The organism is Dolichospermum sp. DET69 (assembly GCA_017355425.1).
Taxonomy (GTDB): Bacteria; Cyanobacteriota; Cyanobacteriia; order Cyanobacteriales; family Nostocaceae; genus Dolichospermum.
The window spans coordinates 4161085-4181818 of record CP070233.1 but is presented as its reverse complement, the minus strand read 5'-3'; the positions used below and the strand labels follow the sequence as shown (position 1 = coordinate 4181818).

At 38.0% G+C, this 20734-nt stretch carries 22 protein-coding genes and 1 pseudogene; 14 read left to right on the top strand and 9 right to left on the bottom strand.

Translation table 11 applies throughout. The features are described 5' to 3' along the window. Positions 1-355: 355 nt before the first annotated feature. Positions 356-685 (bottom strand): RNA-binding protein, encoded by a 330-nt coding sequence (locus EZY12_19110; GenBank protein QSX66859.1) that lies wholly within the window; start codon positions 683-685, stop codon positions 356-358. Positions 686-1046: 361 nt separating this feature from the next. Between EZY12_19110 and EZY12_19105 the strand changes: the two genes are divergently transcribed. After that, complete coding sequence (locus EZY12_19105) at positions 1047-1493, top strand: cyclase (protein QSX66858.1); 447 nt, start codon at positions 1047-1049, stop codon at positions 1491-1493. Between the two features lie 54 nt (positions 1494-1547). Here the strand turns inward: EZY12_19105 and psbA are convergent, their stop codons facing one another. Next, on the bottom strand, positions 1548-2630 hold the full coding sequence (psbA, locus tag EZY12_19100; GenBank protein QSX66857.1) for a photosystem II q(b) protein: 1083 nt from the start codon (positions 2628-2630) through the stop codon (positions 1548-1550). A 537-nt stretch (positions 2631-3167) separates the two neighbouring features. Here psbA and cofG point away from each other — a divergent pair. The 5 genes from cofG to EZY12_19075 all read left to right on the top strand — a co-directional run bounded on the left by cofG (position 3168) and on the right by EZY12_19075 (position 6974). Then, positions 3168-4130: a 7,8-didemethyl-8-hydroxy-5-deazariboflavin synthase subunit CofG gene (gene cofG, locus EZY12_19095; protein ID QSX66856.1), complete on the top strand. Its 963-nt coding sequence runs from the start codon at positions 3168-3170 to the stop codon at positions 4128-4130. A gap of 65 nt (positions 4131-4195) precedes the next feature. Further along, entirely contained in the window at positions 4196-5089 is an 894-nt protein-coding gene (locus EZY12_19090; GenBank protein ID QSX66855.1) for an HpsJ family protein, read from the top strand. 214 nt (positions 5090-5303) lie between these two features. Further along, complete coding sequence (locus EZY12_19085) at positions 5304-5807, top strand: DNA recombination-mediator protein A (GenBank protein QSX66854.1); 504 nt, start codon at positions 5304-5306, stop codon at positions 5805-5807. 139 nt (positions 5808-5946) lie between these two features. After that, positions 5947-6363, top strand: coding sequence for an MAPEG family protein (locus tag EZY12_19080; protein ID QSX66853.1), 417 nt, complete (start codon positions 5947-5949; stop codon positions 6361-6363). 119 nt (positions 6364-6482) lie between these two features. Beyond that, positions 6483-6974, top strand: coding sequence for a YajQ family cyclic di-GMP-binding protein (locus EZY12_19075; protein QSX66852.1), 492 nt, complete (start codon positions 6483-6485; stop codon positions 6972-6974). Positions 6975-7590: 616 nt separating this feature from the next. Here the strand turns inward: EZY12_19075 and EZY12_19070 are convergent. Next, a complete protein-coding gene (locus tag EZY12_19070; GenBank protein ID QSX66851.1) occupies positions 7591-8055 on the bottom strand; it encodes a hypothetical protein in 465 nt (154 codons plus the stop codon). A gap of 290 nt (positions 8056-8345) precedes the next feature. On the opposite strand from EZY12_19070, the gene EZY12_19065 reads away from it, so the two are divergent. After that, the gene (locus tag EZY12_19065) at positions 8346-9056 is read left to right on the top strand and encodes a tetratricopeptide repeat protein (GenBank protein ID QSX66850.1); all 711 of its coding nucleotides are present in this window, start codon (positions 8346-8348) and stop codon (positions 9054-9056) included. A 149-nt stretch (positions 9057-9205) separates the two neighbouring features. Here EZY12_19065 and EZY12_19060 read toward each other — a convergent pair whose 3' ends face one another. Continuing rightward, positions 9206-9616, bottom strand: coding sequence for a hypothetical protein (locus EZY12_19060; protein ID QSX66849.1), 411 nt, complete (start codon positions 9614-9616; stop codon positions 9206-9208). A gap of 248 nt (positions 9617-9864) precedes the next feature. Then, the gene (locus EZY12_19055; protein QSX66848.1) at positions 9865-9960 is read right to left on the bottom strand and encodes a photosystem I reaction center subunit XII; all 96 of its coding nucleotides are present in this window, start codon (positions 9958-9960) and stop codon (positions 9865-9867) included. Positions 9961-10042: 82 nt separating this feature from the next. On the opposite strand from EZY12_19055, the gene EZY12_19050 reads away from it, so the two are divergent. From EZY12_19050 to EZY12_19040, 3 genes are all read left to right on the top strand, one after another. Next, positions 10043-10219, top strand: a complete 177-nt coding sequence (locus EZY12_19050; GenBank protein ID QSX66847.1) for a hypothetical protein — start codon at positions 10043-10045, stop codon at positions 10217-10219. Further along, positions 10216-11463: an FGGY-family carbohydrate kinase gene (locus EZY12_19045; protein ID QSX66846.1), complete on the top strand. Its 1248-nt coding sequence runs from the start codon at positions 10216-10218 to the stop codon at positions 11461-11463. The genes EZY12_19050 and EZY12_19045 overlap by 4 nt, the downstream gene beginning before the upstream one ends. A 236-nt stretch (positions 11464-11699) precedes the next feature. Next, positions 11700-12413: a hypothetical protein gene (locus EZY12_19040; protein ID QSX66845.1), complete on the top strand. Its 714-nt coding sequence runs from the start codon at positions 11700-11702 to the stop codon at positions 12411-12413. Between the two features lie 30 nt (positions 12414-12443). Here the strand turns inward: EZY12_19040 and EZY12_19035 are convergent, their stop codons facing one another. The 4 genes and pseudogenes from EZY12_19035 to EZY12_19020 all read right to left on the bottom strand — a co-directional run bounded on the left by EZY12_19035 (position 12444) and on the right by EZY12_19020 (position 17226). Beyond that, positions 12444-13787: a protein kinase gene (locus EZY12_19035; GenBank protein ID QSX66844.1), complete on the bottom strand. Its 1344-nt coding sequence runs from the start codon at positions 13785-13787 to the stop codon at positions 12444-12446. Positions 13788-14200: 413 nt separating this feature from the next. Further along, the gene (locus EZY12_19030) at positions 14201-14599 is read right to left on the bottom strand and encodes a hypothetical protein (GenBank protein ID QSX66843.1); all 399 of its coding nucleotides are present in this window, start codon (positions 14597-14599) and stop codon (positions 14201-14203) included. Next, positions 14596-14865: a hypothetical protein gene (locus EZY12_19025; GenBank protein ID QSX66842.1), complete on the bottom strand. Its 270-nt coding sequence runs from the start codon at positions 14863-14865 to the stop codon at positions 14596-14598. The genes EZY12_19030 and EZY12_19025 overlap by 4 nt, the downstream gene beginning before the upstream one ends. A 1533-nt stretch (positions 14866-16398) precedes the next feature. Continuing rightward, positions 16399-17226: pseudogene (locus EZY12_19020) on the bottom strand (serine/threonine protein kinase). A 1385-nt stretch (positions 17227-18611) separates the two neighbouring features. On the opposite strand from EZY12_19020, the gene rpmI reads away from it, so the two are divergent. The 4 genes from rpmI (at position 18612) to EZY12_19000 (ending at position 20678) form a co-directional block, all read left to right on the top strand. Continuing rightward, entirely contained in the window at positions 18612-18809 is a 198-nt protein-coding gene (rpmI, locus tag EZY12_19015) for a 50S ribosomal protein L35 (protein ID QSX66841.1), read from the top strand. Between the two features lie 20 nt (positions 18810-18829). Continuing rightward, the gene (gene rplT / locus EZY12_19010) at positions 18830-19186 is read left to right on the top strand and encodes a 50S ribosomal protein L20 (GenBank protein QSX66840.1); all 357 of its coding nucleotides are present in this window, start codon (positions 18830-18832) and stop codon (positions 19184-19186) included. Positions 19187-19297: 111 nt separating this feature from the next. After that, the gene (locus tag EZY12_19005) at positions 19298-20083 is read left to right on the top strand and encodes a transporter substrate-binding domain-containing protein (protein ID QSX66839.1); all 786 of its coding nucleotides are present in this window, start codon (positions 19298-19300) and stop codon (positions 20081-20083) included. 70 nt (positions 20084-20153) lie between these two features. Beyond that, complete coding sequence (locus EZY12_19000) at positions 20154-20678, top strand: tetratricopeptide repeat protein (protein QSX66838.1); 525 nt, start codon at positions 20154-20156, stop codon at positions 20676-20678. Positions 20679-20734: the final 56 nt, after the last annotated feature.

Below are 20734 nucleotides of genomic sequence, written 5' to 3'. Positions count from 1 at the left end.
ATGTCGAAAAATATCAATTAGTTATAGTTTCCTAAATTAACATTTTATGACTAATCATAAGATTCGTAGGTTGGGTGGAAGAATGAAACCCAACAAAGCAGAAAAATGGCGGAGATATTGCTAAAGTAACATTTTATAACCACTAATCATCATCAAGCTGACACGTGAACTATAGGTAAAGGGTGGGTTTTGGTGGATATTGCCCACCCTACAACTTCAGAAATTATTTGGATAGCCCATTTGGTGGAATGGGTTCAAAACTGCTATTGGGAAAATTTTCCATTAAAAAAGCTCAGGTGTTTATTCCTGAGCTTAGAGGCAGATATTTATCTATCCACCTGATAGTTTATGGATATTAGTAGCGACCGCGACCACCGCCACCGAAGCTGCCACCACCACCAGCACCGCGGTTTCCACCACCACCAAAAGAACCACTACGTTCTTCTCTTGGTTTAGCTTTGTTCACTTTTAAATCACGTCCCATCCATTCAGCACCATCTAGGGCTTCAATGGCTTTTTCTTCTTCTGCATCTGAATCCATTTCTACAAAACCGAAACCGCGAACTTTACCTGTTTCCCGGTCGGTAGGGAGTTGAACACGTTTTACAGTGCCATACTCTTTAAAAATTTCGCTCAAGCCATCTTGGGTAACTTCATAAGAGAGGTTGCCTACATAAATTGACATAGATTTTCTCCAAAATCATAAGAGTGTAGAGATTTAGATTTCGGAGAAAAGTCTGTAAATACCAAAGGGAAAAAGCCTATCAATACTAAAAACAAACGAGGTCCACCGAATTACTTCTCGACTCCTATTATTGCATAATAAATAGATATATAGGCGGATAAATTCAAAAAGATTTATAAAATATTTTTTTATACATCAATTAGCAATTACAGAATCAGCTTTTCGGTGTATTCTCTCGCTATACTTAGTTTAGTGAATTTAAAGCCAGCAGAATTATCAATTTTCGTGACTTTATCCAGTTTATAGTCGGTTTAATCGCCCTTTGCCTGAATTTAAAGGCTCAATTTTAGGTTTTTTGTTCATGTTGCACTTTAAACATTCCTCAATCATTAACGCACCAGTAGAAGTAGTTTGGAAATTCCACGAAAGACCGGACATACTGCAAATACTCACGCCACCTTGGCAACCTGTACAAGTAGTCAGACGTGAAGGTGGACTAGCACCAGGTGCAATTACAGAATTTCGGCTTTTTCTGGGGATTTTACCCTTAACTTGGTTAGCGCGGCACACAGACTATGAAAAATATCATCTGTTTACTGATGAACAGATATCTGGCCCTTTTGAGTCCTGGGTACATCGTCATGAGTTTACAGAAGAAAACGGCAAAACTAGATTAACTGATAATGTTAACTATGCCATGCCTGGTGGGGATGGAGTGGAATTTATGAGTGGTTGGTTAGTACAAACACAGCTAGAAGCAATGTTTCGCTATCGGCATTATGTGACTAAGCGCGAATGTGAAAAGTGAAGACAAAAAAACGCCCTCCATGATTGGAGAGCGTTTTTCATTTAACTAAACTTATTAACCGTTGATTGCAGGAGCAGTCAAAGCAACAGGAGCAACTTCACTAGCAGCTAAGTCTAGGGGGAAGTTGTGAGCGTTACGCTCGTGCATTACTTCCATACCCAAGTTAGCGCGGTTGATTACATCAGCCCAGGTAGCTACAACGCGACCTTGAGAATCAATGATGGATTGGTTGAAGTTGAAACCGTTCAAGTTGAATGCCATTGTGCTAACGCCCAAAGCGGTGAACCAAATACCAATTACTGGCCATGCAGCGAGTAAGAAGTGTAGTTGACGGCTGTTGTTAAAAGAAGCGTATTGGAAAATCAAGCGACCGAAGTAGCCGTGAGCTGCAACGATGTTGTAGGTTTCTTCTTCTTGACCGAACTTATAACCGTAGTTTTGAGATTCGGTTTCAGTTGTTTCCTTAACTAAGGAAGAAGTTACCAAAGAACCGTGCATTGCAGAGAACAAAGAACCACCGAATACACCAGCTACACCCAACATATGGAAGGGGTGCATCAGAATGTTGTGTTCAGCTTGGAACACGATCATGAAGTTGAATGTTCCGGAGATACCCAAAGGCATACCGTCGGAGAATGAACCTTGACCAATTGGGTAAATCAAGAATACTGCGGTTGCTGCTGCTAAAGGTGCAGAGAAAGCTACGCAGATCCAAGGACGCATACCTAAACGGTAAGAAAGTTCCCACTCACGACCTAAGTAGCAAGCTGCACCGATCAAGAAGTGGAAAACTACCAATTGGTAAGGACCACCGTTATACAACCACTCATCTAAGGAAGCTGCTTCCCAGATTGGGTAGAAGTGCAAACCGATAGCGTTAGAAGAAGGAACAACTGCACCAGAGATGATGTTGTTTCCGTACATTAAAGAACCTGCAACTGGCTCACGGATACCGTCAATGTCAACGGGAGGCGCAGCGATGAAAGCGATGATGAAGCAGGTGGTAGCAGCTAACAGGGTAGGAATCATGAGAACGCCGAACCAACCGATATAAATCCGGTTGTCGGTGCTGGTGATCCATTCACAAAAGTTATCCCATACGTTAGCACTTTCGCGCTGTTGTAAAGTTGTGGTCATGTGTTTATAATTGCGTTTGAGGTATGTATGTTTTGGTAGGCGTTTCTACCTGATGAATTTATAGTAGCCCTTATGTTTCGATTTGTAAAGGGGTTTTCGTAATATTTTTTAATAAATCTTGCTAACTGGGTAATCCAAATGGCAATAAACTAGACAGAGTAAGGTTTTTCAGGATTATTTTTTTTGTAACAATTTTTGATTTTCTCGTAAACTAACTGATCATTGAATTCCTGGGCGCAAGCCTTGCGCCCCTACTAGTAGTCTGTCAAATAAATTTTGACGGATAAGAAACGAACCACGAAGGAGCGAAGGACACGAAGGAAGAAGGAAGAATCAAAATGGTAACGAATGAACCCGTCAATTAGTTCTTGACAGACTACTAGTACAGCACGGCGTAAATAAACCAACCATGATAAATCTCCCAAAAGCCTATACTGTATTCGTTTTGACTTTTGACTTTTGACTTTTGACTTTTGACTTCCGCCCTGCGGTGCTAGTCAGTATTTCAGTTTTATTTTTAATTTTTAATTGCTCAATATGTCTCTATCTAATCAAAATATTGTCACTTATAGCCCTGCTTATACGGTTGTTCCCACTTATGAATGTTTTAATAGATGTACATATTGCAATTTTCGCACCGAACCGGGTCAAAGTCCTTGGTTGACTCTTGCGGAAGCTGAAAAAACTTTATTACAACTCAAAAATCAAAATATCTGTGAAATCCTCATGCTTAGTGGTGAAGTTCATCCCCATTCAGCTAGACGGGAAGCGTGGTTTCAACGAATTTATGATTTGTGTGCATTAGCACTAGAAATGGGATTTTTACCTCATACTAACGTTGGTCCACTGAGTTGGGCAGAAATGGAAAAACTCAAAACTGTGAATGTGTCAATGGGGTTGATGTTGGAGCAGTTGACACCAAAACTATTAAATACTGTCCATCGTCATGCACCGAGTAAATTGCCCCAAGTGCGATCGCAACAATTACAATGGGCCGGAGAGTTAAAAATCCCTTTTACCACCGGGTTACTTTTAGGAATAGGGGAAACTGAGGCAGATTGGTGGGAAACTTTAGCGGCTATTTCTGAATCTCATGCCCATTACCATCATATTCAAGAGGTAATTCTTCAACCCCACAGCCCCGGAACTGTGCAAAGCTTTGACGCGCCACCATTTAATCCCCATCAATTACCGGAAGTTATTACTAGAGCGCGGGAAATTTTACCAGCAGATATAATAATTCAGATTCCCCCAAATTTAGTTGAAGATGGAAATTGGTTACTTGCTTGTATAGCTGCTGGGGCTAGAGATTTGGGAGGAATAGGGCCCAAGGATGAAGTTAATCCTGATTATCCCCATTTACAGGCAGAGGAACTGAGAAGTATTTTAGAGTCTGGGGGCTGGGAATTAGTCCCACGTTTACCACTGTATCCCCAGTTTGATCACTGGTTAGATGCAGAGTTACGACACAAGGTAAAAGGATGGCGAGAAAAACTTTAACACTGTTGATGAAAGTAAAAGTTAAATATGCTAATTAATTTAATGTATGCACACTGTGAATAAATATGACTACTCGTACTACATCCTCTAATACATCGGGTTTGCTGAAATTAATCGGCATAATCTGTGTATTGTCTTTTCTTCTAGACTTTCTATTTTTATTATTACCTTTGCAACCTACAGATAAACTCTGGCAAATCAACGTATCTAGAAGTCTTGTAGAGCGTGGTATTATCCCCATGCTTGGTTTAGGAGCAATTTTAACGGCATATTGGGTTGATAGAGTTGGTGACAGTAGCCATCGCTCATCTGCGCGTCTAAAGTTGCCACTTTTTATCTTCTCTAGTTTGTTGGGGCTGATATTTTTATTAATTTTTCCTCTACACCTCATTAACGTCAATGAAGTAAAGAGTCAGGCATTAACACGGATTAACCAAGAAGCCCAACAGTTGGAAAGCCAAATTAACAATCAATTAACACAAGAGCAAACAGAAATTAAAAATCAATTAGCACAAATACAAAATCAATTTGGTAATGAACAGATAAAAGCGGCTGTAGAGAAACAACGCCCGGTATTAAAACAGCAATTAGCTACTCAGTTAAATGAACTGATCAAGGATGAAAAGAAGTATAATCAGGCACTTAACAATAAACAATTACCTGACGCACAAAAGAATTTACTCAAGCAATATAAAGTAAATCCTCAAGCTTTAGATGATTTTATCAGCCAGCAAACAGATCCTCAACAACTAGCAGCCCTGGCAACCCAGAGAAGCAACAAAATTAGTCAGGAAGCAACCCAGAAAATTACCCAAATTCGTACTCAAAAACAACAACAGTTGCAAAAAACTCAGGAAGATGCCTGGAAAGAATTACGGACTGGTATTAGTAGTTTATTGTTATCCATTGGTTACATCGTTATCGGTTGGACTGGCTTAAAAGGTGTCGGTGTTTTGTAAGCTATTGTGCAACAGAACCTACGTTTCTTCTGATCCTTCTTCCTTCTTCCTCCTTCCCTCTTCCTCCTTCTTTCTTCCTCCTGACTCCTGACTCGGTGACTCCTGACTCCTTCTTTCTGACTCCTGTTTCATAAATATGTAACTCTAGTTAGGTTGCCATCTACACGCTGTTTGGTACAATATCTAGGTTGTTTAATCTCATGATCTTCAATCTTTGAGTCAGTCAATAGAAACTATTAACCTCGATACATTAGCCCAAGAACTAGCAACTATCCAGCAAACAGGTTCTAAGCGGATTGCCTTGCTAGGTTCTCGTCATGTGCCAATTACCCATCAGAACCTCATTGAAATGATGAGTTATGCCCTGATTCTATCGGGCAACCGCATCATTACATCTGGTGCTACAGGCACAAACTCTGCGGCCATCCGGGGCGCAACAAAGGCTGATCCCAACTTACTCACGGTAATTTTACCCCAGAGCTTGGAACGCCAACCCCACGAATCGCGCCAGCAATTAGAACAAGTCATGCACCTGGTGGAAAATCCCAGCAATGATAACCTGTCCTTAGCTGAAGCGAGTTACTTATGTAACAAAGAAATCGTCTCTCGTTGTCAACAACTCATCTGCTTTGCATTTCACGATAGTCGCACTCTGCTACAAACCTGTAGTGATGCCGAAGAACAGCGAAAAGTGGTAACACTCTTCTACTTTGACTAGAGTGAACTGTAGTTTTTGCAAAGCCAATAATGGAGATGGGAATTTATTGGGTAAAGGGTAATGACTTGACTAAATTACCCCTTATCCATTGATAAAAAATGATCAATACCGAACCAAGTACCCTATTAAATTTAGTTGAATGTCTCTATCTCTATTACCAGTACCTGCTATTTTTTTATACTCTATTGTCGGCGCAGCTATTCTCATTTATCTACCCTATTTATTAGTAGCTTTTGCTAGAGTGCAAGTAGGATACGATCTTTCTGCTCCTCGCGCCATGTTTGATAAGTTGCCACCCTATGCCCAACGAGCAACATGGGCCCATGAAAACTCCTTTGAAGGGTTTATGGTTTTTGCAGCAGCAGCCTTAATGGCTTATGTCACTGGAGTGAATTCTCCCCAAGCAGCAAACGCAGCGATAGCCTTTATCATTGCTCGTTTGCTATACTCTATTTTCTATATTGCAAATATACCCCTGTTGCGATCGCTTATGTTTGGTATTGCTTCTTTTAGTTCTGGAACTCTTTTTTTCCTGAGTCTCATGCAAATCAAATAATTGGAGTCAGGCATCAGGAGTCAAAATAAAGAATTGAAGAAAAGGAGCGCGTTAGAATAATCTAACCAATTACCAATTACCAATTACCAATTACCAATTACCAATTACCAGTTTTATTTATGGCTTCTTCTTTTTCCTTTGATATTGTCAGCGACTTTGATAGACAAGAATTAGTTAATACTATTGATCAAGTCGTCAGAGACGTTAAAAGCCGTTACGATCTTAAAGACACGAAAACCACAATTGAATTAGGTGAAGAAAACATTACCATTGCTACTGATAGTGACTTTACTTTAGAATCTGTCCATACCATCCTGCGGGAAAAAGCTGCAAAGCGTAACCTTTCCCAAAAAATATTTGAATTTGGTAAAGTTGAATCTGCCAGTGGTAATCGTGTCCGTCAAGAAATCACCCTCAAAAAAGGTATCAGTCAAGAAATTGCCAAACAAATTTCTAAATTGATTCGGGACGAAATTAAAAAGGTTCAAGCATCAATTCAAGGTGACGCTGTGAGGGTGATAGCCAAATCCAAAGATGATTTACAACTCGTTATCCAACGTCTTAAACAAGAAGACTTTCCTGTTGCTTTGCAATTTACAAATTATCGTTAAAGAGTCATTGGTCATTAGTCATTAGTCATTAGTCATTAGTCATTAGTCATTAGTCATTAGTCATTAGTCATTAGTCATTAGTCATTAGTCATTAGTCATTAGTCATTAGTCATTAGTCATTAGTCATTAGTCATTAGTCATTAGTCATTAGTCATTAGTCATTAGTCATTAGTCATTAGTCATTAGTCATTAGTCATTAGTCATTAGTCATTAGTCATTAGTCATTAGTCATTAGTCATTAGTCATTAGTCATTAGTCATTAGTCATTAGTCATTAGTCATTAGTCATTAGTCATTAGTCATTAGTCATTAGTCATTAGTCATTAGTCATTAGTTATTAGTTATTAGTCATCGAGAAAAGGGAGTAATAAATTTTTACCAATGACCAATTACCAATTACCAATGACCAATTACCAATGACCAATTACCAATTACCAATTACCAATTACCAATTACCAATTACCAATTACCAATGACCAATTACCAATGACCAATGACCAATTACCAATGACCAATGACCAATGACCAATTACCAATTACCAATGACCAATTACTTTCGTCCACCGATACTTTTTTGAAATGCGGGACGTTCAGATATAGTCTTTAGTTATCAGAAATTAAAGAACTTTGTGAGTATGGGAGTGTTGTTTCACGTTATCGTCTTTGGTGACAACTCTAGCTGCATTTAGCACCCGTTTGCGCTCTATGGAATAATTCAAATCCGTTTTAGTAGTTCCCAAAGGAATGAGATTTTGGGCTACTTCACGGCGCTTATAGGTACGAGCGGTAGAAAATAAGCGTAATGGAAATTCATCCCCAAATTGCGCCGACTCCGGGAAAGCTTCTGGCAACAGCATTTTATCACCATCTAATACAGATCCCAAATTTGTTGCATAAGCCAGTCTGTAAGAGGTGGGAATCTGTTTACATATAGCTTCTAAAGCTGCTGAAGGAATGGGTTCTATCACTTCAATTTGATGCACTTCCCCATCTTCTTTATAGAAGCACGTAGCTAAACCAAGAACAATATAGTCATCGGTATTAAGATCGGTAGCATCAGCATAAGCAATTATTGTTGTCATTATAAATGTCTCTTCTAGAATTGGTAAATAGGGGTTTGTCGGTTGTTAGTTGTCAGTTGTTATTGGTAAAACTTCTCTTACCTCTTCTGAGTCATCACTAAAATTTACACTTCCATTCTTTAGAATTTTACTGATTCGGGAATTGAACTTGGGTATGAAGTATACATGATTAGATTTATGGCTCATGTGTTGCTGGATGTAAAATCCACGTCCTTCAATAATCTTAGAGCCATCAGGACACAAAAACTGTAACTTTATTTGACAAACCAAGTAAACCAAGTAGGCAACGTATGAATAAGCACTCTTTTTTAAATTCTGGTATTCAAAACAATCAAGTATCTCTTTTTGATAAAAACAATCCTTGTCATCAATGTGTACAGTTACAGGATGGTAATGAATCAATGTTAGAGGAACGTTATTTACGCTCTTGTGCTTTGAAGTTAGCACAACAAGGGGATTATACTAAAGCGATCGCTCTTTTAAGTCACCTGATTGACAATCATCCCGAAAATGCTGTTGATTACAATAACCGAGGGCTAATTTATTTTCAAAGTGGTGACAGCCAAAAAGCCATCTGTGATTATAACAAAGCCTTAGACTTAAATTCTAAATTAGCTAGTGCTTACAATAATCGGGCTAATTATTACGCCGCTTGTGGTGAGTTAACAGCCGCATTAGCTGATTATGAACAAGCATTAGACCTAAATCCCCATCATATCCGAGCTTGGATTAATCGCAGTATTACTTTACGTGACTTAGGAGAGTATGGGGAAGCCATTGAAAATTTAGAAATTGCGATGCTGTTTGGTCAACTCAAAGGAAATATTTGGGCTGAACGAGGACGGACTTATCATCTCTGGGGTGATTGGAATTGTGCGATCGCGGATTATCGTCGCGCATTGGCAGAACTACCATCTTTAAATCATCAAGATGTTTCCGGTTATCGCTTGCGTTTACAACTCGAAAACTGGTTAAACGAGTTGCTATTTTTTGAAGACTAATTTGGTAGATAGTTAAAATGGAGAATTCAGAATTTTAGAAGTCATAAGTAAAACTGACTCGAAAATTTGAATTTCGTTACTGAAATATAAACTGGCATCATCAGTAGTTACCCTGATAACTGTGATGATTAAATACGTTGTCTGCACTTTTATGGCACTGAATTAGATTGTTCCGTTACAGTCTGATCTTGATTCATCAATATAACTGGACGCTGATTAGGGTCAAAACGGAATGACTTTTGTTGCATAATACTCTTAGCTTCACCAGGATCAAAGTTGCGGCTAAATTCTGTCTGCAAATTTTGCACCCGTCCTTCCATAACTTTTACTTCGGTACGCACTGTTCGTAACTTATCCTGTTGTGACCAATGATAAGGCAATAATTGTAATAAAGCAGATACCGCTGCTGTACTAATAACTATATTAACTGCTACTTTAGCTGTAGTTTCCAGTGCCATTATCTGATAAGCACGCTGGCGTAAATGTCGTTTAGGTCTTGGTACAGATCGGCGTTGTTCTACGGGCTGTAGAGGAGGTTTGGAGGGTTGAAACGCATTCATGGTGCTAACAAAAGGCTCGCTAACTTACGGTAATGACCGTCAAAAGCAAACAGGTGCTAATTGCGGCTTAATTTAGCTGCCATATTACTCCATTTTTGGGAAATTTATACAAGTATGAAGATGAATAAAATATTACCTAGTAAGGTAAGGTGCAATTTCCAAAATGCCCATAGCTTAGAACCACAAGCATTTGGAAACCACACTTACTGATACTAGGGCTGATCACCAGTAACGGAGTTACATTGGTGTTATTTGTATAGTTCTGTAGCTAACCGCCAAGCTAGAATTCCTGGAATTAGCGCCACAACCAAAGCAATGTAAACTTGAGTATCTGAGATAGGCATGATGGAAATCCTCCTAAGTTAAACTTGATTTTCAGCACTTCTTCTTCTACTTTTCCCTGTTTTGCCAAGATTAGGAAACATCTTGTTACAAGATGCAACAAAAACTTTGAATTTGTCAGTTGTCAGTTGTCAGTGGTCAGTGGTCATTAGTCATTGGTCAGTTGTCAGTGGTCAGTGGTCAGTGGTCATTAGTCATTGGTCATTGGCAAATATCTTCCTCCCACCTGTTCCGGTGTTCCCTGTTCCCTGTTCCCTATGAATTTCTCCCTTGGTATTGACTTTGGCACTTCTGGCGCAAGGGGTGTGGTAATTGATGAAGAAGGTGCGATTCTGTCCGAAATGCGTCATTGTTGGCAGACTGGGACGATAAATTGGGTAGAATGTTGGCGAGAGGCACTATGGAGTCTTTTAGGGCAAATTCCGGGGGTGTTAAGGCGGGAAATAAGGGCGATCGCTATTAATGGGACTTCTTCCACTATTTTGCTGACTGATGGGGCTGGAGAGCCTGTAGACACGCCGCTATTATACAACGATGGTCGGGGGATAACGGCTTTAGAACGGTTGAGCCGGATTGCACCACCTAACCACACTGTGTTAAGTGCTACATCTAGTCTAGCGAAACTCCTCTGGATGCAGGAATTACCTTCTTTTGCAAAAGCTAGATATCTATTGCATCAAGCCGATTGGCTGGGATTTCTTTTGCATGGAAAGTTAGGTATTAGCGATTACCACAACGCGTTAAAACTGGGTTATGACGTGGAAAAGTTGCAATATCCCGAATGGTTGGAACAGTTACAAATTCCCCTCCAATTACCACAAGTCTTAGCACCGGGGACGGCTATTGGTGAATTATGTCCCCAGATTGTGGCTGAATTTGGCTTTAAAGGCGATTGTTTGGTGGTTGCAGGCACAACTGACAGTATTGCGGCTTTTCTAGCCAGTGGAGCTAAATTTCCGGGGGAAGCGGTAACTTCTCTGGGTTCAACTTTGGTACTAAAACTTTTAAGTCGTCACAGAATCGAAGATGCGCGATATGGAATTTATAGTCATCGTTTAGGAGATTTGTGGTTGACTGGAGGTGCTTCTAATACAGGTGGTGCAGTTTTGAAGCATTTCTTTAGTGATGTCGAGTTGGTGAGGTTAAGTGCGGAAATTGATCCAACTCAAGCTAGTGATTTAGATTATTATCCATTATTAAAACCAGGCGATCGCTTTCCCATTAATGATCCCCAATTATTACCAAGACTAGAACCACGTCCAGATGACAATAAAGAATTTCTGCATGGTTTATTAGAAAGTATGGCTAGAATAGAAACACGAGGATATGAATTATTGCAAAACTTAGGTGCAGATTCATTGACTCATATTTATACAGCTGGTGGTGGTGCTGCTAATCCTGCTTGGACAGCTATTCGTCAACGTTGTTTAAAAGTACCAATTGTTTCATCAATTAATACAGAAGCAGCTTATGGAACAGCACTTTTGGCAATGGGAAGAATATAAGAATTTAGAATTTAGAATATGTTTAAAAAATCCTCTTGTATGTATCAAAAGTTTTAGATCCCTCTAAATCTCCCTTAAAAAGGGAGACTTTGATGACCGTTCCCCCCTTTTTAAGGGGGGTTAGGGGGGATCTAAAAGTGCCTACAGTCACAGCAAAACACTTTATGGCTACGCCACGCTTCGCTATCAAATAACCTCTTGGAAAGTAAATCATTCAATTGTTAATTTAGATTTCTATGAAATTAATTACTAGGCTATTTTCTCAAATGTACATTAACCGCAGTTTTCCGCAAATCTTTGTTTTGGTTTTCATGATCACAAGCTTATTAGGTTGTAGTTTAGGCGTAACTAAAAATAGTACATCTGCAAATGCTAAAAATCCAGAACAGTCACAGTTAAACCAAAATACCTTACCCAAATCTATTTCTCAAGTGGTGTTAAGGGATGCTTCTAGAGTTTCTGGGGTGAAAATTCCTGATTTGCAAATTACTCAAGTTACATCTACCAATTTTAGTAATCCCTGTATTTTTAAATTTGGGGAAGTTTGTACAAAGGAATATAATCCTATTCCCGGTTGGATTGTAGTTGTCCAAGTGAAAGAACAATCTTGGACTTATCATGTCAATAAATCCGGTTCACAAGTTCTGTTAGATCCGAAAATTAGTAGTAATCAATTACCGAAAAAAATCGCTAATCTGGTTTTGAGTGATGCTTCTAAACGCTCTGGTTTAGCGGTAAGTTCTTTGAAAATTATGCAATCAACTCAGAAAACTTTTAGTAATTCCTGTGTGTTTAACTTCGGTGAAGTTTGCGCTCAAATATTTGATCCTGTTAAAGGTTGGGAAGTAATTGTCAAAGTCAAAAGTCAATCATGGACTTATCATGTAGATATAACTGGGGTACGGATTGTTTTAGATCCTCAAGTCACTAAAACGACTGGGGGGAATTAAATCTGTGTGGTTGTGTTAAGGAAGTAGAAATCAAAGAGACTTTAACAAAGCTGCTTTAAAATCAGCCGCAGATTGAAAATGAATTTGCGGTTTTTCTGTTAATGCCAAATCTATGACTTTTGCTAAATTTTCAGGAATATTACTATCACGTTGACGAATGGGAACGGGATTATTTATTAATATACAATTCCAAGGATCTCCCACAAAATTACGGGGGAAATCTCCTGTTAACATATTATATAAACAAGCTGCACTTGCCCACACATCAACTTCTGGTAATGCGTGTTTGAAATCTAGCACTTGTTGACGACACATAAATACAGGTGTACCCATTTTTGTATCTGTCAAGGTTTGTCCACTCAACCCAGCTAAATCAAAGGCTTTTGCTAAACCATAATCGCCAATTTTCACTATCATTTTACCATCAATATTAGTAATAAAAATATTATTGGGTTTTAAGTCTCGATGTACTAAACCTTTACCTTTTCCTAGTCTTCCGTCTGCTAATCTCACATAAGGAACTTCCACGTTATGAGCATAGATTAAACCGTCAAGAATTTGGAGGGTGATATCAACAGCCATGTTAACAGGTAAACGTCCTCCTAACTTTTCCATTAAATCCCAAACATCCCCACCTTCGCAATATTCCATTGTGAAGAAAAAGGTATTTTCGGCATAGCCATAATCTAATAACTGGACTACATGAGGATGTTGCAAAAATTTGGTGTTTTCTGTTTCTCGCAAAAACATTTTTACACCCATTTCTTTAGCCGCAACTTGAGGTAACATTAATTTTAATGCCACAAGTTTTTTAGCTTGGGTATGTTGAGCTAAAAATACTTCTCCACAACCACCTTGTCCTAAAGATTTGATTAGATGATAATTAGCAATTACTTGAAGATTTTGATTTCCTTGACTTGCTAAATTAAGGAGATTTTTAATAATATCAAAAAAATTAGGTTTGTTGTTTTCTTCTTTAACTATAAAATTCGGAGTTTTCTGTTTTTCTAGTTCTGTTTCTACACCAATATCAAAGACAATATCTCCAACTATTACCTGATCATTATTACCTAAATCATATTCTGGAAAAGCTATTTTTGCAGCTTCTTCTGGAGTTTGTTCTGCTTTCCTTTGTCCGATGATTTTATCGTTAACCATCGTCCCATTTAAACTGCCTAAATCACGGATTCTAATTTCTGGTGGGTTGATATCTAATAAGCAATGATAACGAGAAACTGTCATATCAATATTATCGGCAATTTGCAAATTGCAATCTTCTCCTCTGCCAATAATACAAGTGCTGCGGTTATCGAATATATATTGTTTTCCTGAAAGTTTCCCTGTGGTAATGGTGAGGGTAACGGTAGATGGCATTTTTTTAATAGTTGATTATTTTGGGTTTCACTAAATATTATACTAGGGTTGATTCAGATCCCTGACTTCTTAGATCAACTTTGTCATTAATTTAACATCTCATTGAGAAGTCGGGGATCTTAGATAAGTTATTTGTATGGGATTTTGGGAAAAAAGTTCTTTGTCAATAATGGGGGGTCTATTCTCACAGTTATTGAGAATGATGTCAATAATTGCACGAGTTTTGGTGATTTCAGCTAGGGGGGTTGACAGTGTTTCGATTTTCGGCTATGCTTATGTTATGTCTAGAAATCTGTTCGCGCATATATAGTAAGTTTTGGGATTCTTTATATTGTCAGAAATGTCTAACGCCACACTACGTGAACAGGATATCCAGGATTTGAAGATTTTCAGGATAAAATAAATTTTCAATTTTAACGCCATACCTGCACCTTCATAACATCAAAATGATAATCATCAGTCCATACTGGTAGTTTCATTTCTCTAGATAAAATAGCGGTGACGGCATCACAGAGAGTAATTTTCTGATCTGGAAATTGAGCAGCTTTTTCTGCTGCTGCTATGTATTGCTCTTGGGAAGGGTTGATAAAATAAACTGATTCTTGACAATCTCTAGCAAAGCTAATCGCTTGTTGAGTTCCGAGACGATATAGTAAAAGATTGTATGTTTCCAGGTAAACAGGAAAGGGAACTAGGATTGTTAAGTTTTCTGCGGTGATTTTTTGTATTTGGATTTGTGAATGTTGGTGATATTGATCATCTACATCTATAGCAGCATAAAGTGGTCCAGTATCGGCAATTATAGCTCTCAAGGTGTGTTTGGTGGTAATGATTGTGAGTATATTTGTTCAGCGAGAATTTGATCATGATTTACTGATGTATTCAAAAATCCGCTTCCTTTAGTTGCAGAAGTAAAATTGATTGGTTTTTTTGGAGGTAAATAACCACGTTGACTCAGAAATTCGATAATGGCATTTTCAATAATATCATTAGCAGGTAAGATATTTACCTGATCTTCGATGTAACTATTCAGAGCAGTTGCTAATGTATCTGGTAGTGTGATGTTAAGGGAGTGCATAGGTTTTTACTACAAATTATATCTATATTATATTTTGTCTGATAGCATAGCGTGATGTTAGCCATTTCTGATAATAATAGTGTGTTACGTCGCGTATTTAATTTGTCTGATAGCGAAGCGTGGCGTTAGCCATATCAGGATATCCCCCGATTTGAGGATTTACAGGATTTTGGTTTGACGTTTCACGTTTTGAATATTGGTTTGATGATTAATATAGAATTTGTCTGAATCAGGATTTCCAGGATTTTAGGATTTACAGGATTTTGGTTTGACGTTTGACGTTTTGAATATTGATTTGATGATTAATATAGAAATTGTCTGAATCAGGATTTCCAGGATTTTAGGATTTACAGGATTTTGGTTTGACGTTTGATGTTTTGAATATTGATTTGATGATTAATATAGAAATTGTCTGAATCAGGATATCCACCGATTTTAGGATTTACAGGATTTTGGTTTGACGTTTGACGTTTTGAATATTGGTTTGATGATTAATTCTCAATCTGTGTGAGTTAATATCAAATTAGCGGAAAATCGGAAATCAAAAATCTCTACATCACACAAATTCTTACATCAAAAAAATCCTTAACTCAAACTAACATCCTGTAAATCCTTTAATCCTGGTTATCCTGATTCAGACAATTAATATTGGTGCGTTACGTCGTGTATTTAATTTATTTGTATATTTTCTCATCTTTTCGCGCTCCTAACACACCCTACAAACTAACATCCTGTAAGTCCTTAAATCCTGGATATCCTGATTCAGACTTAATAATTTTCTGTAATCCTTAAATGTTACAACTTACAAGTCTCGACGCGAGAGAAGAGACCTGTCCTGGTCATGATTGACGGGAGGTGGTGTATTTCCCATTTGTGCTTTGCCAACGGAAGGTGGCCTTCTGGTGCTTTTTTGTCAAAAGTAATATCTGTGTAGTACAACCAGTTGCTTCCTTTTCTCCATCCTACCTTGTCCCCAAACTTATTCCAAATGTCCCAGTTAAATTCTCTCGTTCCCCCTAAACCTTGATAAATGCGTTTCTGCACAGAAAACCCAAATTTACCATTACTGTATTTTACCCACAACTGGTCAATGGTGTGGATGTCTTCACAGGAAAAATTATTAATACTGTTAAGGTCTAACCAACCTTCCTCTTCCCGTTTCGCAACCGCTAACATTACTCGTCTTGTTTCCTCGTCTGCTTCTTTCCTTTTCCCTTGTGCGAGTAAGTCATGCAGTTGTCTATAGTCCATTCCACAGGATGATTTTAATTGTACTTCTTGGTTTATTGGTTGAGGTGTGAAAATATTTTCAGGGATAAAAGTTTCTGGAAGTTTTGGTAGTCGAGAGGGAGATTTTTCTGGTTGAGGTGTGAGGATATTTTGAGGAATAAAAATTTTTGGAAGTTTTGGCAGTCGAGAGATAGATTTTTCTGGTTGAGGTGTGAGGATATTTTGCTGCTGTCTTTCCTGCATTGGAACAGGATTATAATTAACAGGTGTTGATGTAGGAATATTCACAACAGGTTTAACCACTAAACCCAATAATTCCCGAAACTCCCGCACAGTTTGGGGACGGTTTACGGGTTCTAATTCCATCCCTTTGAGAATAGCAGCATTTACCTTATCACTAATTTTCTGATTAAATTTCTGCGGTGGTGATAACTTGACATCTTCCTCAGCGCGATAATTAGCAGGAATAGGAACTCTATTCGTTAATAAACTATATAATGTCGCTGCTAAAGCATAAACATCTGTATAATAACCAAAATCTCCACGCCGTTCATACTGTTCTATCGGTGCATAACCTTCTGTTTTCTTCGCAGTCATGCTTCTGATTTTTCCCGGTTGAAATTCTCGCGCTAACCCAAAATCAATTAAAACCGCTTCCTTGGTTTTCCGTCGCAATAAAATATTACTGGGTTTGATATCTCTATGTAAAAGTCCCTGTTCATGAACACATTCTAAAGCCTGTCCAATTTGGTCAATATATCCTAATGCTTCGGCTTCTGATAAATAACCATTGTCAGCAGTGTAACTTTCAACATAGACTTCTAAATCATCGCCGTCAATATGTTCCATGACAATAGCATGAAGACCATCTGCCAAAAAGGTGCTGTAAACTTTGACAATATGGGGATGATTACACCTTGCTAAAGATATTCCTTCTTCTTTAAATTTACCTTGTCTATCCGCAAAGTCGGGTTTTTCCCGTTGTTCGCGGTTCAGGGTTTTGATAACGACTAATCTACTTAATCCCGTATCTTCTGCTAAATAGGTTTCACCAAAGCCACCTCCACCAATGACTTTTTTAATAATATACTGTCCATTCTGTAGTTCGGTGTTGGGTGTCCAGGTTTGCATATTGTCAGCGTTGGGATTTAATAATTGTCAGAATCAGGATGTCCACCGATTTAAGGATTTTCAGGATGAAATCAATATAGTTGATTTGCAAGATTGTTAATAATTGAAAATATTACTATATATGCGCGGACAGATTTCCACTCCTAACATAAGTGTAGATCAAAAATCGCGCCTTGTCAAGTCTTAATTGTCTGAATCAGGATGTCCAGGATTTGAGGATGTACAGGATGTTGTTGAATGATTGTTTTTGAATAATTTAAACCATCTAAAAATTACCATCCTGTTAATCTTATAATCCTCAAAATCCTAATTCAGACAAACACAACTTTCATCATCAACAAACAATCCAAAAATTACCATCCTGAAAATCCTTAAATCCTGGTTATCCTGATTCAGACAATCCAAAATATTACTATATATGCGCGGACAGATTTCCACTCTTAACATAAGTGTAGCTCAAAAATCGCGCCTTGTCAAGTCTTAATTGTCAGAATCAGGATGTCCATGATTTGAGGATGTACAGGATGTTGTTGAATGATTGTTTTTGAATAATTTAAACCATCTAAAAATTACCATCCTGAAAATCCTTAAATCCTGGTTATCCTGATTCAGACAATCCAAAATATTACTATATATGCGCGGACAGATTTCTACTCCTAACATAAGTGTAAATTAAAAATCGCGCCTTGTCAAGTCTTAATTGTCTGAATCAGGATGTCCAGGATGTTGTTGAATGATTGTTTTTGAATAATTTAAACCATCTAAAAATTACCATCCTGTTAATCTTATAATCCTCAAAATCCTGATTCAGACAAATACAACTTTCATCATCAACAAACAATCCAAAAATTACCATCCTGAAAATCCTTAAATCCTGGATATCCTGATTCAGACAAATAAACCTTTCATCACCAACAAACAATATTACTATATATGCGCGGACAGATTTCTACTACTAACATAAGTGTAAATCAAAAATCGCGCCTTGTCAAGTCTTAATTGTCTGAATCAGGATGTCCAGGATTTGAGGATGTACAGGATGTTGTTGAATGATTTATGGTGGGAAGTTGGGAATTTTTCAGGATGTTGTTGAATAATTGTTTTTGAATAATTTAAACCATCTAAAAATTACCATCCTGAAAATCCTTAAATCCTGGTTATCCTGATTCAGACAAATAAAACTTTCATCACCAACAAACAATATTACTATATATGCGCGGACAGATTTCTACTACTAACATAAGTGTAACTCAAAAATCGCGTCTTGTCAAGTCTTAATTGTCAGAATCAGGATATTCAGAATTTAGAGGATGAAATTGAGTTCTTACATACAATTTCCACTTTCTCATATATAATAGTAGATTGTGTTGAATTAAAGCCAGACCATGCCTAAATTAAAGACTCGCAAGGCTGCGGCGAAGAGATTCCGCGTCACCGGTACCGGTAAAATCGTCCGCCGTAAACCGTTCAAAAACCACTTGTTAGAGCATAAATCCTCTAGCAAAAAGAGCAATATGTCCAAAATGGCAATTGTTCATGAAACGGACGAACCTAACGTGCGTTTAATGCTTCCATATTTGTAAAAGATCACAGGTAATAAGATATGACTCGGGTAAAACGCGGTAATGTAGCTCGTAAACGCCGCAATAAAATTCTCAAATTAGCTAAAGGTTTCCGTGGTTCTCACTCAACTTTGTTTAGAACCGCTAACCAACAAGTAATGAAGGCGCTTCGCAGTGCTTACCGCGATCGCAAAAAGAAGAAGCGTGATTTTCGTCGTCTGTGGATAGCGCGGATTAACGCAGCCTCTAGACAACACGGCTTAAGCTACAGCCGCTTGATTGGCAATTTAAAAAAGGCCAATGTGGAACTAAACCGCAAAATGTTGGCACAATTGGCAATTCTTGATCCTGCAAGCTTTGCGAAAATTGCGGAACTGGCAAATTCAGTTAACGGATAAAGGTGGGAACGGATGGATAACGGATGTAACAGATGGCCGCTTCGGAGCATTAAAAATTAAAAATAAAGAAAATTTTTGGCATTTTTAATTGGAGTAAAACGGAAGGCGATTATGAACAAGTTACATCTGGTATTATCCGCTACCTTATATTTGATTTTTTGTCTGTTTATTCTCAGTGGAAACTTAACTGCATCTGCCGCGACAATGGCGGAAATTCAGCAACGAGGCTACTTACAGATTGCAGTTAAGGATAATCTTCGTACTTTAGGATTTAGGGATGATCAGGGCAATTTACAAGGCTTAGAAATTGATTTAGCCAAACGTTTAGCCAGTGATTTGTTGGGTAAAGCTGACGCTGTGAAATTGCAATCGGTAGCTAATAGCGATCGCTTGCCTGTAGTATTTAATCATCAAGTTGATTTAGCTATTGCTGGAGTCACAGCCACAGAATCACGTTCTCGCATTGTTAGCTTTAGTGTTCCTTACTATTATGATGGTGCGGCAATAGTTACAAAAAGTGCCTCTATTCAGGAACTAAAAGATTTAGGGAAACGCAAAATAGCTGTTCTTAATAACTCCAGCACGATTGGATACTTAAAATATTTTACACCATCTGCTGAATTGGTCGGTGTAAATTCTTATGCCCAAGGGTGGGAAAAAATAGAAAGTAATCAAGTAGATGCTTTTGCTGCGGATATCAGCGTTCTTAGTGGTTGGGTGCAAGCAAATTCTCAATACCGCATACTGCCAACTAAATTCTCAGCAGAACCATTATCCGTAGCAATGCCTAAAGGATTGCAGTATGATGAGTTAAGACGCAACGTGAATGAAGCGATCGCTCGTTATACAGTTACAGGTTGGCTGAAAGAACGGATAGAATATTGGGGATTGTGGTAATTTAGTGAGAAATATAGAACCTAATAACTGATAATAGATAGAGTATTTTAATAATTTGTATTTGTAGAAAATGGATAGCAATTTAGTCGTCGTTTATCTGTCAATTTTTGTTGGTTTACTTGCATTTGCAGGTGTGAGTGTTTTTCGTGAAGTATTTAAAACCCGGAAACTTGAAAGCTCACTGAATAAGTTGAAAAACAAATTAACTAAAGAAAAAGGTACGGCTCAAGAATATTACGAATTAGCTAGTATCTATTCAGAAAAAAAAGTATTTAGCCAAGCCATACCTCTATTTCAAAAATCCCTAAAAGCAGCCCAAGAAGAGGGAGAAGAATCTATTGCTCCTATTTACAACGGTTTAGGATATGTTTATTTTGCCCAAGAGCAATATGACTTAGCAATTCGTCATTATAAAGAAGCTATCAAATTAAATCCAGATTATGTATCAGCCCTAAATAATCTCGGACACGCTTATGAGAAGAAAAAATTGAATGCTCCAGCTTTAGAAATGTACGAAGCAACACTCAAACTTTCACCCAATAACCTCGTAGCTAAACGTCGGGCTGAATCTTTACGTCGTTTAGTTTCTATATAGATTGTAAAGACGTTCTATGGAACGTCTTTATCAATAAAATATCAAGAATTATTAAA